The sequence below is a fragment of the Actinoplanes sp. NPDC021490 genome, from assembly GCF_055562135.1.
Genome location: NZ_JBVHFW010000021.1, coordinates 165,327 through 180,022 on the forward strand (window position 1 = coordinate 165,327; position 14,696 = coordinate 180,022).

Sequence of the window (14,696 nt, forward strand, 5' to 3'; positions counted from 1 at the left end):
GGGATCGGCTGGTCCGGGGACGGCGACGCCGGTACCCGACAAAACACTCAGGATGCCGCCACGGTGACCGATCAATACAGAGTGCAGGCTGAAGCTTCGACCACGGCCGGCGCGCTCGGAGCCACGTCGATCCCCTTCGTCGAGGTCGACCGCGCCGGGGTCCTCCGCGAGTGGAACCCGGCCGCCGAGCGTCTCTTCGGCTGGTCCCGCGACGAGGCCGTGGGCCGCATGCTCGCCGACACGCTCGTCCCGGAACACCTTCGCGCCGCGCACACCGCCGCCTTCGCCCGCCGGCTGGTGAGCGACGACTTCTGGCCCGGACTGCGCGTCAAGGTGCCGGCCCGCCACCGGGACGGCTCCGAGCGCCAGATCATGCTGACCATCGACGCGCTGCCCGACGGGTTCTGCGCGTTCCTGTCCGACGAGACCGACCACGATCACGCCCAGCAGGACCTGCAGCGCAGCACCACCCTGGTCAACGCGATCCTCGAGCACACGTCGGCGATGATCTCGGCCAAGGACCTCGACGGGCGGTACCTGTTCGTCAACGCCGAGTACGAGCGCGTGTTCGAGGTGACCGCGGCCGACCTGGTGGGTCACCGGGACGCCGAGGTGATGCCCGAGGCCGTGGCCGGGCCGGGCGCCGGCACGACGAGCAGGCGGTCGAGCGCGGCGACGCGGTCACGGCCCTCGAGGAACTGCCGTTCGGCGACGAGATCCGGCAGTACGTGGTGACCCGGTTCCCGCTCACCGACCCGGACGGCTCGGTCTACGGCGTCTGCTCGATCGGCATCGACGACACCGACCGGCGGCGCGCCGAGGCGGCCCTGGGCGAGACCGAGCGGCGGTTCCGGTCGACCGTCAACAACGTGCCGGGCATGCTGTTCCAGTTCCGGATCGGCCTCGACGGCGCCCGGTCGTTCACCTTCGTCTCCGAGGGCGCCGGCGAGATCTGCGGTTACGAGCCGCACGAGCTCGTGGCCGACGCCGACCTGATCATCGACCTGGTGGCCGACGAGGACCGGACGGCGTACGAGGCCTCGGTCTCCGACTCCATGGTCACGCTCGAACCGTGGCGCTGGGAGGGCAGCCTGCTGCTGCGCAACGGCGAGCGGCGCTGGCTGCACGGGGTGGGCCGGCCGTTCCGCCTCGGCGACGGCAGCACGGTCTGGGACGGCATGCTGCTCGACCGCACGGTCGAACGGTGCACCCAGCTGGCCCTGGAGGCCGGTCGCCGCGACCTCGACGACCTGACCCGCCGCCTGGCCGTCTACCGCTTCACCGCGATCGCCGGCCCGACCGGCGACCCGCTGCTGACCGCGTCCTTCGGCGACCCCGGGCCGGTCCTGGGCGACGGCGACCCCGCGGGTGATCTGCTCGGGGCGTTCCGGGCGGCGCTCGACCCGGCCGATCACGCCCGGCTGGACGAGGCCGTCCGAGCGGCTCTGCGCGGCGAGCCGGCCGAACTCGAGTGCGAACCGCGCGGGACCGCCGTACGGCGTCTCTGGCTGCGGCTGCGCCCGAGCGAGGTGGGCGGCCGGTGGGTGGTCGAGGGCTCCTGCTTCGACCTGGCCCGGGTATGACCGACGTGCCCCTGGCCCGGACGGCCGTGCGGCTCCCGCGGAAGCTGGGCGAGATGGGGATCCCGGCGGACGTCCTGCCCGACACCACCTCGTTCTCCGAGGTGGTGCGGATGCTGGACGCCGACCCGCTGCTGCCCGGCGTCCTGGTCGCGTCGGCCGAGGGCCACCAGTTGCTCAGCCGGGCCCGGGCCGGGCAGGTCGACGCCGGCCGCGACGGACCCGGCTCGGCCCCTGACCGTCCTGGGCGCGGACGGCCCCGGCACCCTCACGCTGCCCTCGGACACGGACCTCGACCTCGCCGTGCAGGCGGCGCTGGCCCGCCCCGGCGACGCCCGGGACGAGCCGGTCGCGGTGCGCTGGCCCGACGGCCGCCTCGGGATCGCGCCGGTGGTCGGACTGCTCACCGCCATGGCCGGCCGATACGCCCGGCTCGCCCGGGCCGACCAGCTGACCGGCCTGCCCAACCGCGCGGCCGCGCTGTCGGCGGGACGGGAGCGGCTGGAGGACGGCCTGCTGACCGCGGTGCTGCACCTCGGACTGGACCGCTTCTCCGAGGCCAACGACATGCTCGGCACCCAGGGCGCCGACGTGCTGCTGCAGCGGGTCGCGGCCCGCCTGCGCGCCGCCTGCCGGGCCGAGGATCTGATCGCCCGGCTGGAGGGCGACCAGTTCGTGGTGCTGCTGGCCGTGCCCGGGCCGGCCGAGGGGCTGACCACCGTCGCGCGCCGCCTGACCGACACGCTGCGCGGGCCGTACACGGTCAACGGCATTCCGGTCAGTGTCGAGACCAGCGTCGGGGTGTCGCTCATCGACCATCGCGACCTGGCCGTCTTGCTACGGCGGGCCGCCGACGCGCTGCGGAGCGCCAAACGGGACCGTACGGGCGTCGTGGTCTGGACCGCCGAGGACGCCACCACGCACCGCGCCGACCTGCGGCAGCTCACCGAACTGCGTACCGGAATCCGGGCCGGCCACCTGCGGCTGCACTATCAGCCGCTCTACAGCGCCGGCCCGCGTCAGATCCACGGCGCCGAGGCGCTGGTGCGCTGGCAGCACCCGCAGCGGGGGATGCTGCCGCCCGGCGTCTTCCTGCCCGACGCCGAGCGCTCCGACGTGATCCTCGAGCTGACCGACTGGGTGATCGCCGAGGCGGTGCATCAGACGGCGCTCTGGCATCGCGCGGGTCACGACGTGCCGGTGTCGGTAAACCTGTCGGCCGCCTACCTGGCCCAGGAACGGGCCGTGCCGACGATCCTCACCCTGCTCGGCCTCGAACGGCTGCCCGCCCGGCTGCTCACCGTCGAGATCACCGAGACCGCCGTGCTGACCCGGCCCGATCAGGCGGCGGCCCGGCTGGCGGCGATCCGCGCGGCCGGGATCCGGGTGGCGATCGACGACTTCGGCACCGGCTACACGTCGCTGGGACTGCTTCCCGAGCTGCCGATCGACGAGCTGAAGATCGACCGGTCGTTCGTGATGCGGATGCACGACTCACCCGCGCGGGCCACCATCATCGACTCGGTGATCGCCATCGCCCGATCGCTCGACCTGACGGTCGTGGCCGAGGGCGTGGAGGACGAGCCGACCGCGGCCGCGCTGGCCGCCGCCGGAGCCGACTCCTCCAGGGCTATCACCTGGATCGGCCGCAGCCCGCCGACCAGCTCGAAGCGAAGTTCACACCAGTTCGGGCGGGGTGACGGCGGACAGCCACACGGGCGCGTAGAGGGTGTCGCTTTCGCGGCGCGGACAGAGCCCGGTCGCCTCGAGCAGCATGCGTACGTGCCCCCGGGCGTTGGTGACCTCGTAACCGTGGCCGCCGCGCAACGCGTGCGTATAGCCGGTGAGCAGCACCTCGACACACTCGCTGCCGAGCTCCTCGACCCGGGCCATGTCGAGCACCACCCGCCCCTGCCGCGCCCGCGAGAAGGCGTCCCGCAGCGCCCGCCGCAGCTCCCGGTGCGCCGACCGGTCGAAAACCCCGCCCAGCAGAAGGTACGTGGTCTTTCCGGCCCGGTCGGTGTCGCGCTCGATGGAGAAGTCCATGAGCCCGGTGTACCTGTCGCAGGTGGACGGCGGCCGAATCCGACACGGCGGGCGGGGAACATCCGGCCGCGTTCGCGTCGGCGTTAAGGCTGCGTTCATCTCGGGGCGAGGGCCTCGCCAACCTGCTCTCCTAGCGTGCGGGCAACCCTGAAATGAGGAGAAGCATGCCTGAGCTCTCTCGCCGCCTGTTACCGCTGCTCGGACACAGCGGCGGTTCCCGCGACGCGATGACCTGCCTTTACCGCTGCGGCAACGCCTGCGATCACCCTGCTCCCAACGAGTCGGACAACGCATACCTGGGCGATGTCGTCAACGCCTCGATGAGCCGGCGTGGGGTGATGCGCGCCGGTGCCGCCGGCGCCCTGGTTCTCGGTCTGAGCGGCGCCTCGGCGGCTGCGGCGGTCCCGGCCGCCGCCGCTGTGCCCGGCGCCCCGCTCGGCGGCAAGGCTCCGGCCCCGGCCGGCGGCAAGGCGGGCAAGCTGACCTTCAAGGCCATCCCGCCCAACACGCTCGACAACTTCGTCGTGCCCAACGGCTACGACTCGTCGGTCGTAATCCGCTGGGGCGACCCGGTGGTGGCGGGCGCGCCCGAGTTCAACCTGGGCAAGCAGACCGCCAAGAGCCAGTCGCTGCAGTTCGGCTACAACAACGACTTCGTCGGCGTGCTCCCGATCGAGGACAACCGCGCGCTGCTCGTGGTCAACCACGAGTACACCAACGAGGAGCTGATGTTCCCGGGCTTCACCAGCCTGGACGCGCTCTCCGTGGAGCAGGTCGAGGTCGCGATGGCCGCGCACGGCATGTCCGTGGTCGAGATCGAGCGGGTCGGCCGCACCGGCGAGTGGCGCCCGGTCGAGTCCCGCCGCCTGCGCTACAACCGGCGGGTCACCGCGCTCCAGACGGTGTTCAAGCTGACCGGCCCGGCCGCCGGCACGGCACCGCTGCGGACGGCGGCCGACCCCAAGGGCCAGTGGGTCGTCGGCACGCTCAACAACTGCGCCGGCGGCGTCACCCCGTGGGGCACGGTCCTGTCCGGCGAGGAGAACTTCAACCAGTACTTCGTCGGCGGTGACGCGGTCGCCGAGGCCGACAAGCCCAAGCTCAACCGGTACGGCATCTCGACCACCGCGCGCTACCCGAGCGGCTCGCGCAAGTGGGAGCGGGCGCAGGAGCGTTTCGACCTGGCCAAGCACCCCCACGAGGCGAACCGCTTCGGCTGGATCGTCGAGATCGACCCGTTCGACCCGGACGCCCCGCCGCGCAAGCACACCGCGATGGGCCGCTTCAAGCACGAGGGCGCCAACGTCATCGTGGCCCGGAGCGGGCACGTCGTCGCGTACATGGGTGACGACGAGCGCTTCGACTACCTCTACAAGTTCGTGTCCGACAAGAAGCTCGTGAAGGGCAACTCGCCGGCCGCGCGCAAGCACAACCTGAGCATCCTCGAGTCGGGCACGCTCTATGTCGCCCAGGTCACCGGGGACAGCCCGGCGGCCGAGATCGACGGCACCGGCAAGCTGCCCTCCGACGGCGCATTCGACGGCACCGGCAAGTGGATCAAGCTGGTCTCCGGCAACCGGTCCTTCGTGCCCGGCATGACCGCGGCCGACGTGCTGACCTGGACCCGGCTGGCCGGCGACGCGGTCAAGGCGACCAAGATGGACCGTCCCGAGGACGTCCAGCCCTCCCTCCGTACGGGGAAGATCTATGCGGCCATGACCAACAACACGAACCGGGCCGTCGGCGCCAACCCGGGCGTGGACGAGGCCAACCCGCGGCCGGCCAACAAGCACGGCCACATCTTCGAGATCACCGAGGACAAGGGCGACCACACCGGCGAGTCCTTCACCTGGACGCTGCCGATCGTGTGCGGCGACCCGGCCGCCGCCGACACCTACTTCGGCGGGTACGACAAGACGGCCGTCTCGCCGATCTCCTGCCCCGACAACGTCGCCTTCGACAGCGCCGGCAACCTGTGGATCTCGACCGACGGCAACGCGCTGGGCACCAACGACGGCCTGTTCGCCACGCCGATCGAGGGTTCGGAGCGCGGCCACCTCAAGCAGTTCCTGACCGTCCCGCGCGGCGCCGAGACCTGCGGCCCGTTCATCACCTCGGACGACCGGTCGGTGTTCGTCGCGGTGCAGCACCCGGGTGAGATCTCCGGTGCGACCGTCGACAAGCCGGCCTCGACCTGGCCCGACGGCGACTACGCCAAGCCGGCCGTCGTCGTCACGTGGCGGCTCGACGGCCGTCCGGTCGGCAGCTGATCGCCGGGGCGGCCGCCTTCCGGTGCGGCCGCCCCGCTACGGCTCCTCGACGAAACGTCCGGAACCTCACGGTTGGCACAACGAGCATTCACCGCGATCTATCACCTCCGCGTGCATCTGTGTTTACCTGAGGTTCACTTTCGTCGAGGAGGCAACGATGCCAGATCCGGTCCGGCGACCGTTACCCCTGCTGGGACACAGCGGCGGCCCACGGGACGCGATGACCTGCCTGTATCGCTGCGGCAACGCCTGCGATCACCCGGTGCCCAACCAATCGGACAATCCTTATTTCGGCGACATCGTCAACGCGGCGGTGAGCCGTCGCGGGGTGATGCGCGCGGGCGCCCTCGTTCTCGGGCTGGGCGGCACGGCCGCGGCCACGGCGGTCCCGGCCGCCGCCGCATCCACGCCGGCCCCGCCCGCGGCCGAACCCGCCGCGCCCGCTTCCCCGGCGGCGAAGGCGGGCGAGCTCACGTTCAAGCCGATCCCGCCCAACACCCTCGACACGTTCATCGTGCCCAACGGCTACGACTCCGCGGTGGTGATCCGCTGGGGCGATCCGATCATCCCCGGCGCCCCCGCGTTCGACCCCGACCGCCAGACCGCGCAGCGGCAGGTCCGGCAGTTCGGCTTCAACAACGACTTCCTCGGCATCGTCCCGCTCGGCCGCGACCGGGCCCTGCTCGTCGCCAACCACGAATACACCAACGAGGAGCTGATGTTCCCGGGCTTCACCACGCTCGAGGCGATGACCGTCGGCCAGATCGAGGTGGCGATGGCGGCCCACGGCATGTCGGTGGTGGAGCTGGAACGGGCCGGCGGCACCGGGCAGTGGCGGCAGGCCAGGGGCGGGCGGCTGCCGTACAACCGGCGCCTCACGATGCTGGCCACCCCGTTCCGCCTGGACGGGCCGGTCGCCGGGTCGCCCCTGGTGCGTACGGCGGCCGACCCGCGCGGCGTCAGCGTGATCGGCACGCTCAACAACTGCGCCGGCGGCGTGACCCCGTGGGGAACCGTGCTCTCGGGTGAGGAGAACTTCAACCAGTACTTCGTCGGCGGTGACCAGGCGCCCGCGGATCTCAAACCTCGGCTGGCCCGGTACGGCATCACGACCACCACCCGCTATCCGACCCCGTCGCGGCGCTGGGAGCGGGCGCAGGAACGCTTCGACCTGGCCAAGCACCCCAACGAGGCGCACCGGTTCGGCTGGATCGTCGAGGTCGACCCGCTCTCGCCGGACGAGCCGCCGCGCAAGCACACGGCGATGGGCCGCTTCAAGCACGAGGGCGCCAACGTCATCGTGGCCAAGGACGGCCGGGTCGCCGCGTACATGGGTGACGACGAGCGCTTCGACTACCTCTACAAGTTCGTGTCGGACAAGAAGTACCGGCCCGGCGATCGGCGGCACAACCTGACCCTGCTCGAGTCGGGCACGCTCTATGTCGCCCAGTTCACCGGGGACAGCCCAGCGGCCGAGATCGACGGCACCGGCAAGCTGCCCAGCGACGGCGCGTTCGACGGCACCGGCAAGTGGATCAAACTGGTGTCCGGGGACCGGTCGTACGTGCCCGGCATGACGGCGGTCGAGGTGCTGACCTTCGCCCGGCTGGCCGGCGACGCGGTCCAGGCGACCAAGATGGACCGTCCCGAAGATGTGCAGCCCTCACTGCGTACGGGAAAGATCTATGCCGCTCTGACCAACAACACCAACCGGGGCGTGGGCACGAACGCCGGGCCCGACGAGGTGAACCCGCGCCGCCAGAACCGGCACGGCCAGATCCTCGAGATCGTCGAGGACCGCGGCGATCACACGGGCGAGAGCTTCACCTGGTCGCTCCCGATCGTGTGCGGCGACCCGGCCGACCCGAACACCTACTTCGCCGGATACGACAAGTCGGCCGTGTCACCGATCTCGTGCCCCGACAACGTCGCCTTCGACAGCGCCGGCAACCTGTGGATCGCCACCGACGGCAACGCGCTGGACAGCAACGACGGCCTCTTCGCGACGCCGATCGAGGGTCCCTCGCGTGGCCATCTGAGGCAGTTCCTGACGGTTCCGCCGGGCGCCGAAACGTGTGGTCCGTTCATCACGTCGGACGACCGCTCGGTGTTCGTGGCCGTGCAGCACCCCGGCGAGATCACCGGAGCCACGATGGACAAGCCGGCCTCGACCTGGCCCGACGGCGACTACGCCAAGCCGTCGGTCGTGGTGACCTGGCGACTCGACGGGGGGCCGATCGGCAGCTGACCCGCTATTCGCCGTTGAGCATGGCGGCGGTCAGGACGTGGCCCGCCACGCCCCAGCCGCCGTTCACCACCTCGTCGACGAGGACGACCGTGGTGGCCCGGGCCCGCTCGCCGTAGAGCTCGGCGTACAGGTCCGTGGTGGTCTCAATGATCTTCTGCTTCTGTGCGGCGTCGAGCGTTCCGGCCGGCACCTTGAAGTTCGCGAACGGCATGTCGTCTCCTTGAAGCAGTGGATGAATGAACCCACTGTGCGACGGGATGCGGAAATCAGGCAGAGGTTGGCATCCCCTGCCTGAGCGGGCCGGGCGGCGGCAGACTGGGCTGGTGAACCTTTCCGAGCTGGGCGCCTTCCTGCGATCGCGGCGTGACCGGATCCGCCCGGCCGACGTGGGACTGCCCAGCGGTCCCCGCCGCCGGGTGCCCGGGCTGCGCCGCGACGAGGTGGCGCAGCTGGCCGGGGCCTCGGTCGAGTACTACATCGAGCTGGAACGCGGCGCCGGGTCGCAGCCGTCCGAGCAGATGCTGGCCGCGCTGGCCCGGGCGCTGCGGCTCACCGGGGACGAACGCGACCACCTGTTCCATCTGGCCGGCCGGGCGCCGATCCGGAGCGGAGCGGCCTCGCATGTCCATCCGGGCATGGCCGACCTGCTGAGCCGCCTCACCGGCACACCGGCTCAGGTGATCACCGACCTGCACGTGACGCTGCTGCAGAATCCGCTGGCGGTGGCCCTGCTGGGTTCCCACGAGGGGCATCGCGGGCCGGACGCCAGCTTCGTGCACCGATGGTTCACCGATCCCGGGGCGCGGCAGCTCTATCCGGAAGCGGACCACCCCACGCAGTCCCGGGCGTTCGTGGCCGACCTGCGGGCCGCGGCGGCCCGTCGCGACCATCGGGATTCCGACGTACGGACGTTGGTGTCGACGCTGCTCGAGAGGTCACCCGAGTTCGCCCAGCTGTGGGCCGACCACGACGTGGCGTTCCGGCGCGACGACCGCAAGCGGATCATCCATCCGGCGCTGGGCGTGCTCGAGGTCAACTGCCTGACGTTGTTCAGCGAGGACGGCCGTCAGCGGCTGCTCTGGTTCACCCCGGCGCTCGGCACCGACAGCGCCGAGCGGCTGGCGCTGCTGGCCGTGATCGGCACCCAGAGCTTCCCCGTGGGCTAGCGTGCCTCGGCTCCGCGCGATCGGCACCAGATCCTCCCGGTGGGCCGGCGTGCCTCGCCTCCGCCCGATCGGCATCCAGCCCTTTCCGGCGCGCCGGCATGCCTCGCCTCCGCCTGACCGGCATCCGACCCTTTCCGGCGCGCCGGCATGCCTCGCCTCCGCCTGACCGGACCGACCAGCGCTTCGGGAGTTCACCCCACTTCTACGAGACGGCGGCCATCGCGGCGTGCCGGCCGTCGCGCCAGAGGATGCCCGCCTCGCGGAAGCCGGCGGCACGCGCGGCAGCGAGGTGCCACGACACCGTGCCGGCGAAGTTGGCCGGCGAGCGGTGCCGGAAGACTTCGGCGCGGGCAGCCATGAGCTGCTCGAACCCCGGCGCCTCGCCGACCTCGCCCCACCACTGCGCCCACGCCAGCTCGGCCGCGGCTTCGCCGGGGGCAGGGTCGAGGGCGCTCATCACCGAGGGCAGCCCGTCGTCGGGGATCATGTCGGCCACCACCAGCAGGCCGCCGGGGGCCATGGCCCGGTGGCAGCGCCGGTAGAGGGAACGGATCTGCTCCGGCCGCAGGTAATGCACTGTCATCACGGCCGTGATCAGGTCATAGCCGCCGCCGTCTCCGGCCGGGCGCGAAGCACAGGCTTGAGGCGCGGCCCCGGCCGGCAATGCAGCATCCGCTTGAGGTGCAGCCCCGGCCGACAGTGCGGCATCGGCCCGGACCGGGGCGTCGGCCGGGAGGGCGTCGCTCAGGTCGGCGTCCAGCACCGAGACGGACGGCGGCACCCCGTCGCGGGCCAGGGCCAGCAGCACCGGATCAATGTCGATCATCGTGACCGAAGCTCCCGGCCAGCGGGCGGCCATCCGCTCGGCCAGCACCCCGGGGCCACCGCCCAGGTCGAGGATCCGACGGGGCGCGCGGCCCAGCACCGCGTCGGCCGCGACGGCGACGGCCGACTCCAGGGCGGACAGCCCGGGAACGAACCCGGTCATCATCTCGTCCCAGGCGGTGCGCCGGTGGGCGGAGTCCAGCGCGGTCGACGGCATGCGGCCCATCCTCGAAGCTGAAGGAAACGACAACCATTTCTAACAGCCGAGGCCGCCGGAGGTCGCGAGGACCCCCGGCGTGTCAGTCGAGCGAGGCCAGGACGGCGAGCAGCCGGTCCACCTCCTCGGGGGTGTTGTAGACGTGCAGGCTCACCCGTACGGAGGAACTCTTTTCGCCCTCGGAGCCCTGGCAGTGACTGTCGGCCCGCACGAGCAGCCCGTCGGAGGCCAGGATGAAACCGAGGTCGTTGGAGCCGATCCCGCAATGCCGGAAGGTCACGATGCCGTGCCGGCGCTGCACGGTCGAGCCGGCCGCGAGACTGCTCTGACAGCCCAGCACCTCATAGCTGCGCAGGGCGGACAACCCGGCGGTGAGCCGTCCGCCCAGCGCGACGACGTAGGCCGAGATCCGCGAGAGCCCCACGGAACTCAGCCAGTCCATCGCCGCGGCCAGGCTGACGATCCCGGCCGTGTTCGGTGACCCGTCCCACCCGGCCGGCGCGAACACCGGACCCCGCTTGTTGGCCGCCCACACCGCCCCGATGCCGGGCAGCGCCATCGCCTTGTGCCCGGAGAAGACGATGAAGTCGACGTCCAGGGCGGCGGCGGAGATCGGCATGTGCCCGAAGCTCTGCGCCGCGTCCAGGCAGATCGGTATGTCCGGTCCGGCCGCCGCACGCAGCCGATGCACGTTCATGTCGTTGCCGTAGACGTGGTGCACGTGGGTGGCCGCGATGAAGCGGGTACGCGGCCCGATCGGCAGCCGCGCCACGTCGTAGTCGTGCGCGTCGTCGTACGGCATCGGCCGCACGACCACCCGGACCCCTTGCCGTTCCAGCAGCGCGACGGCATCCAGCCACGGCACGAGGTTGGCGCTGTGATCCGCGAACGGCACGATGATCTCGTCCCCGTCTGAGAGGAACGGCACAAGCCAGTCCAGAGCGACCGTACGAAGCCCCGCCGTGGTTCCGCCGACGAAGTGGACACCCGATTCGCCGGGAGCGCCGAGGAAGCGCCGAACCCGGTCGCGCGTGGCCTCGATGCGGGCGGTGGTCCGGTTCGCCCACGGATAAGTGCCCCGCGCCGCATTGGCATTTTCGCTGGTCAGATACGACATCACGGCGTCCAGCACGGCCTGCGGCTTCTGCGAGGTGGCCGCTGAATCCAGATAGGCCACCTCAGGACGACCCATCAGAAGCGGAAATTGCGACCGTACGCCCACCGGCCGGTCGGTCTCCAGGGTCAGCGTCATCAGTCACGCACCAGCCGGACGCCCGCGTCCCGCCACGCGATGATCCCGCCGGCCAGCGATCGCACCTCCGGGTGCCCCATCCGGCGCAGCAGCGCGGCGTAGCGGGCCGATTTCTCGCCGACCGGGCACACCAGCAGCACCGGCTGCCGGCGTCCGAACGGCAGTCCACCGTGGAGCAGTTCGGCGAACAACTCGTCCACGATGTTGATCGAGCCGTCGATGTGCAGAGCCCGGTACGCGTGCGGGTTGCGCAGGTCGACGACCAGTCCCGGCCAGCGCGACGCCTCCGCGACCTCGACCGTCGGCGCCGACGCGATCTCGTCGGCGCTCAGCGAGCGGACGTCGGAGGCCCGCGGCGGCCGTCCGAACAACGCGGGACGGCGGTCACGCAGATAGCTCAGATAGCTCTCCACCCGGTCACACACGATGAAGACGGCCGTCTTGCGCGAGGTCAGCGTCGCGTCGAGCGCGCGCAGATGGCGTACGGCTCCCTGATAGGCGCCGCCCCCGGTCGGCCCGGCCGGCGTTCCGCAGCGGCGCACCAGCGTGAGCAGCCCGTCGATGGCGTCGTCGGAGGTGATCGTCTCGAGGGTGTCGTAGACGCCGGGGTCGAACAGACCCACCTCGTGCACCTCGTCGATCGTCCGGATGCCCGGGATGAAGTCACTCTTGGCCGCGACCAGACCGATCACCCGTACGTCGGGATCGTGCTGGCGCAGCGCGCGGGCCACCCCGGTCGACGAGCCGGCCGTGCCCACGCAGGCGACGAAGTAGTCGGGTGCGCGGCCGTCCAGATCCTTGACGATCTCGGGTCCGGTGCCGTGCAGGTGCGCCTCGACGTTCCGCCCGTTGAAGTACTGGTCGGTGTGCACGTAGCCGTGGCCGTTCGCGCTGAGGGTGCGGTGCATGCGCGACAGCGGGTCCTCGGTGTCGGTCGGGTCGAGGCATTCGGCCTGGCCCGGCAGCTCGTCGATCTCGGCGCCGAGCAGCAGCAGAAGGTCCTTGATCTCGGGGACCTTCATCCGGTTGGTCACGCTCTTGAACCGCAGGCCGTGCATCCCGGCGATCAGGGCCAGCGCCTTGGCCGTGTTGCCGCTGGACAGCTCGACCACGGTGTCCCCGCGTTCGACGGCGCGGGCTACCAGCGGGCGGATCATCTGCAGGGCGGCACGGTCCTTGAGGGAGCCGAACGGGTTGAGCAGCTCCATCTTGGCGTACAGGTCGATGTTGACCAGGCCGTGCACCGCCGGGTCGATGCGCACCAGCGGCGTGTTGCCGATCGCCTCGGTCATGTCGTCGAATCTCATACCGCCTCCGTGCGCTCGTGGACGGGCCAGTACTGCTCGTCGAGGCACCAGTTCCAGCGGCCGCCGTCGCGATAGAGGGCGACCTTGCGGCCGATCGGCTGGTGCAGGGCGCGGGTGGCGCTGAAGTCCATGAAGTAGCCGGCCGTGTTGACGAAGGCCAGCAGGTCGCCGGGCCGGGGCCGGGCGGACAGGGTCACCTTGCGACGGGTGATCAGATCGGACTCCAGGCAGAGGTTGCCGAGCAGGAAGACCTCGGCCGGTCCGGACCGCTCGTCCCCGCCCACGAGCACCGGATCCATCAGCACCCCGTGCTCCTCGAGGCTCACATCACGGGCGTTCATTTCCAGCCGTACGAGGGTGTCCCCGTCGAGCGAACGCACCTCGAGCACCCGGGCCAGCACGAGCCCGCACTGGTCGAGCAGCGCCCGCCCCGGCTCGATGTCGAGGTCGATCATGCTGTCGAGCAGCAGTTCCCCGAGCGGCCGGCGCTGTTCGGGCGCGTTGGCGGAGAGCAGCTGATCGAGGTAGCCGGGCCCCGAGTCCGGCCGGTACGCCGGATAGAGCCCGAGCGCCCCGCGCAGGGTGCCCGCCTCGTTGCGCAGCCCGTACCCGTGCCCGTTCCAGGTCATCGGCGCCCGCTGTCCGAGCACCGCCTGGGCCAGCTCGGAGGTGTACCGCTCCCACTGCCCGGCCTCGGCCAGATAGTTGACGCCGAACCCGCCGCCGATGTCGACCGACCACACCGGCACGCCCCGGCGGCGGCACTCGTCCAGCGCGGCCAGGCAGCCCTCCAGCGCGACCGCCTTCTCGGGCAGGCCGATGGTGTCGAGGTGGTAGGAGACCCCGGACAGCTCCAGCTGGTCGGCGTGCTTGTCGAGCCGGTCGAGCACCTCACCCAGCAGTTCGAACGGCACCCCGAACCGGCTGCGGCGGCTGATCAGGCGCACTCCCTGCGAGGCGAACCCGGCCAGGCGCACCAGCACCCGTACGGGGGGAAGGCGGTTGACGGCGATCAGGGCGGCGAGCTCACTCAGCTCGTCGAGCGAGTCGGCGTTGACCAGAACGCCGGTGCGCGCGGCCAGCCACAGGAACTCCCGGTTCTTGGGCCCGGTCGCGATGATCCGGCTCGGCGTGAACCCGGCGCCGAACGCGTGCTGCAGCTCGGCCAGCGAGGCGACATCGACACCGGCGTCGGTCACGGCCAGCTGCCGCAGCAGCGCCGCGGAACGGTTCGCCTTGTGGGCAAAATAGATGTTGCCGCGAAGCCGATGCCGGCGATAGACCGCCCGGAAAGACTCCACATTGGCGGCGAGTGCGCCCGGCAGAACAACGTTGAGTGGTGAGCCGAGTCCGTCGGCCAGCTGTCGCAGGAGCGCGTCCTCGGCGAGAACCGATTGGATGACCGGTTCGATTCTGGGGGTCAGCTCGAGTGGACGTAATTCGGTCACAGTACGACTCCCCGGATGGCCGTTTGAGCAGGTCAGTGCGGGCTTTGTCGAAAATCTCGTCGCTGAGACGTTTCCACAACGTAACCGATGCGCGGACCACTCGCCAAGGGGGGTCAATACATTCGGTGATTCCTCCGACACGGATTCGCATGTCAATAGCTCTGTCGTTGATTCGGCACCCGTCTAACTGTCGTCGCTTGTGCATGTGTGCATTCATTCACGCTTTCCCGCGTTTACCGCGACCGCCTCGAGGACACCCTCGCCTCGTCCGGCAACGCCCTGCGGCTCGTGTTCGTAGCATGGTGATGTGAGTCGAGAGCAAGAGGAACTCAACCGG

At 71.0% G+C, this 14,696-nt stretch carries 9 protein-coding genes and 2 pseudogenes; 5 read left to right on the top strand and 6 right to left on the bottom strand.

Going from position 1 to position 14,696, the window contains the following annotated elements:
• Positions 1 to 129 precede the first annotated feature (129 nt).
• Both ACZ3I4_RS40525 and ACZ3I4_RS40530 read left to right on the top strand, forming a co-directional pair.
• Positions 130 to 1,580 (top strand): annotated as a pseudogene (locus ACZ3I4_RS40525) (PAS domain-containing protein); the annotation flags it as partial.
• Between the two features lie 411 nt (positions 1,581 to 1,991).
• A pseudogene (locus ACZ3I4_RS40530) lies at positions 1,992 to 3,188 on the top strand (putative bifunctional diguanylate cyclase/phosphodiesterase); the annotation flags it as partial.
• A 69-nt stretch (positions 3,189 to 3,257) separates the two neighbouring features.
• Here the strand turns inward: ACZ3I4_RS40530 and ACZ3I4_RS40535 are convergent.
• Positions 3,258 to 3,725 carry an STAS domain-containing protein gene (locus ACZ3I4_RS40535; RefSeq protein WP_465387489.1) on the bottom strand — a complete coding sequence of 156 codons (468 nt, stop codon included), beginning with the start codon at positions 3,723 to 3,725 and terminating at the stop codon, positions 3,258 to 3,260.
• A gap of 65 nt (positions 3,726 to 3,790) precedes the next feature.
• On the opposite strand from ACZ3I4_RS40535, the gene ACZ3I4_RS40540 reads away from it, so the two are divergent.
• A complete protein-coding gene (locus tag ACZ3I4_RS40540) occupies positions 3,791 to 5,896 on the top strand; it encodes a PhoX family protein (RefSeq protein ID WP_465387423.1) in 2,106 nt (701 codons plus the stop codon).
• 157 nt (positions 5,897 to 6,053) lie between these two features.
• Positions 6,054 to 8,144, top strand: a complete 2,091-nt coding sequence (locus ACZ3I4_RS40545; protein WP_465387424.1) for a PhoX family protein — start codon at positions 6,054 to 6,056, stop codon at positions 8,142 to 8,144.
• Between the two features lie 4 nt (positions 8,145 to 8,148).
• On the opposite strand, the gene ACZ3I4_RS40550 is transcribed toward ACZ3I4_RS40545, so the two are convergent.
• Positions 8,149 to 8,355: a tautomerase family protein gene (locus ACZ3I4_RS40550; RefSeq protein ID WP_465387425.1), complete on the bottom strand. Its 207-nt coding sequence runs from the start codon at positions 8,353 to 8,355 to the stop codon at positions 8,149 to 8,151.
• A 112-nt stretch (positions 8,356 to 8,467) separates the two neighbouring features.
• Here ACZ3I4_RS40550 and ACZ3I4_RS40555 point away from each other — a divergent pair, with 112 nt between their 5' ends.
• Positions 8,468 to 9,310, top strand: coding sequence for a helix-turn-helix transcriptional regulator (locus ACZ3I4_RS40555; protein WP_465387426.1), 843 nt, complete (start codon positions 8,468 to 8,470; stop codon positions 9,308 to 9,310).
• 202 nt (positions 9,311 to 9,512) lie between these two features.
• On the opposite strand, the gene ACZ3I4_RS40560 is transcribed toward ACZ3I4_RS40555, so the two are convergent.
• The 4 genes from ACZ3I4_RS40560 to ACZ3I4_RS40575 all read right to left on the bottom strand — a co-directional run bounded on the left by ACZ3I4_RS40560 (position 9,513) and on the right by ACZ3I4_RS40575 (position 14,359).
• Positions 9,513 to 10,352, bottom strand: a complete 840-nt coding sequence (locus tag ACZ3I4_RS40560; protein WP_465387427.1) for a class I SAM-dependent methyltransferase — start codon at positions 10,350 to 10,352, stop codon at positions 9,513 to 9,515.
• Positions 10,353 to 10,434: 82 nt separating this feature from the next.
• The gene (locus ACZ3I4_RS40565; protein WP_465387428.1) at positions 10,435 to 11,604 is read right to left on the bottom strand and encodes an aminotransferase class V-fold PLP-dependent enzyme; all 1,170 of its coding nucleotides are present in this window, start codon (positions 11,602 to 11,604) and stop codon (positions 10,435 to 10,437) included.
• The gene (locus ACZ3I4_RS40570) at positions 11,604 to 12,911 is read right to left on the bottom strand and encodes a pyridoxal-phosphate dependent enzyme (RefSeq protein ID WP_465387429.1); all 1,308 of its coding nucleotides are present in this window, start codon (positions 12,909 to 12,911) and stop codon (positions 11,604 to 11,606) included. Before ACZ3I4_RS40570 ends, ACZ3I4_RS40565 begins: the two co-directional genes overlap by 1 nt.
• Entirely contained in the window at positions 12,908 to 14,359 is a 1,452-nt protein-coding gene (locus ACZ3I4_RS40575; protein WP_465387430.1) for a type III PLP-dependent enzyme domain-containing protein, read from the bottom strand. The genes ACZ3I4_RS40570 and ACZ3I4_RS40575 overlap by 4 nt, the downstream gene beginning before the upstream one ends.
• Positions 14,360 to 14,696 lie beyond the last annotated feature (337 nt).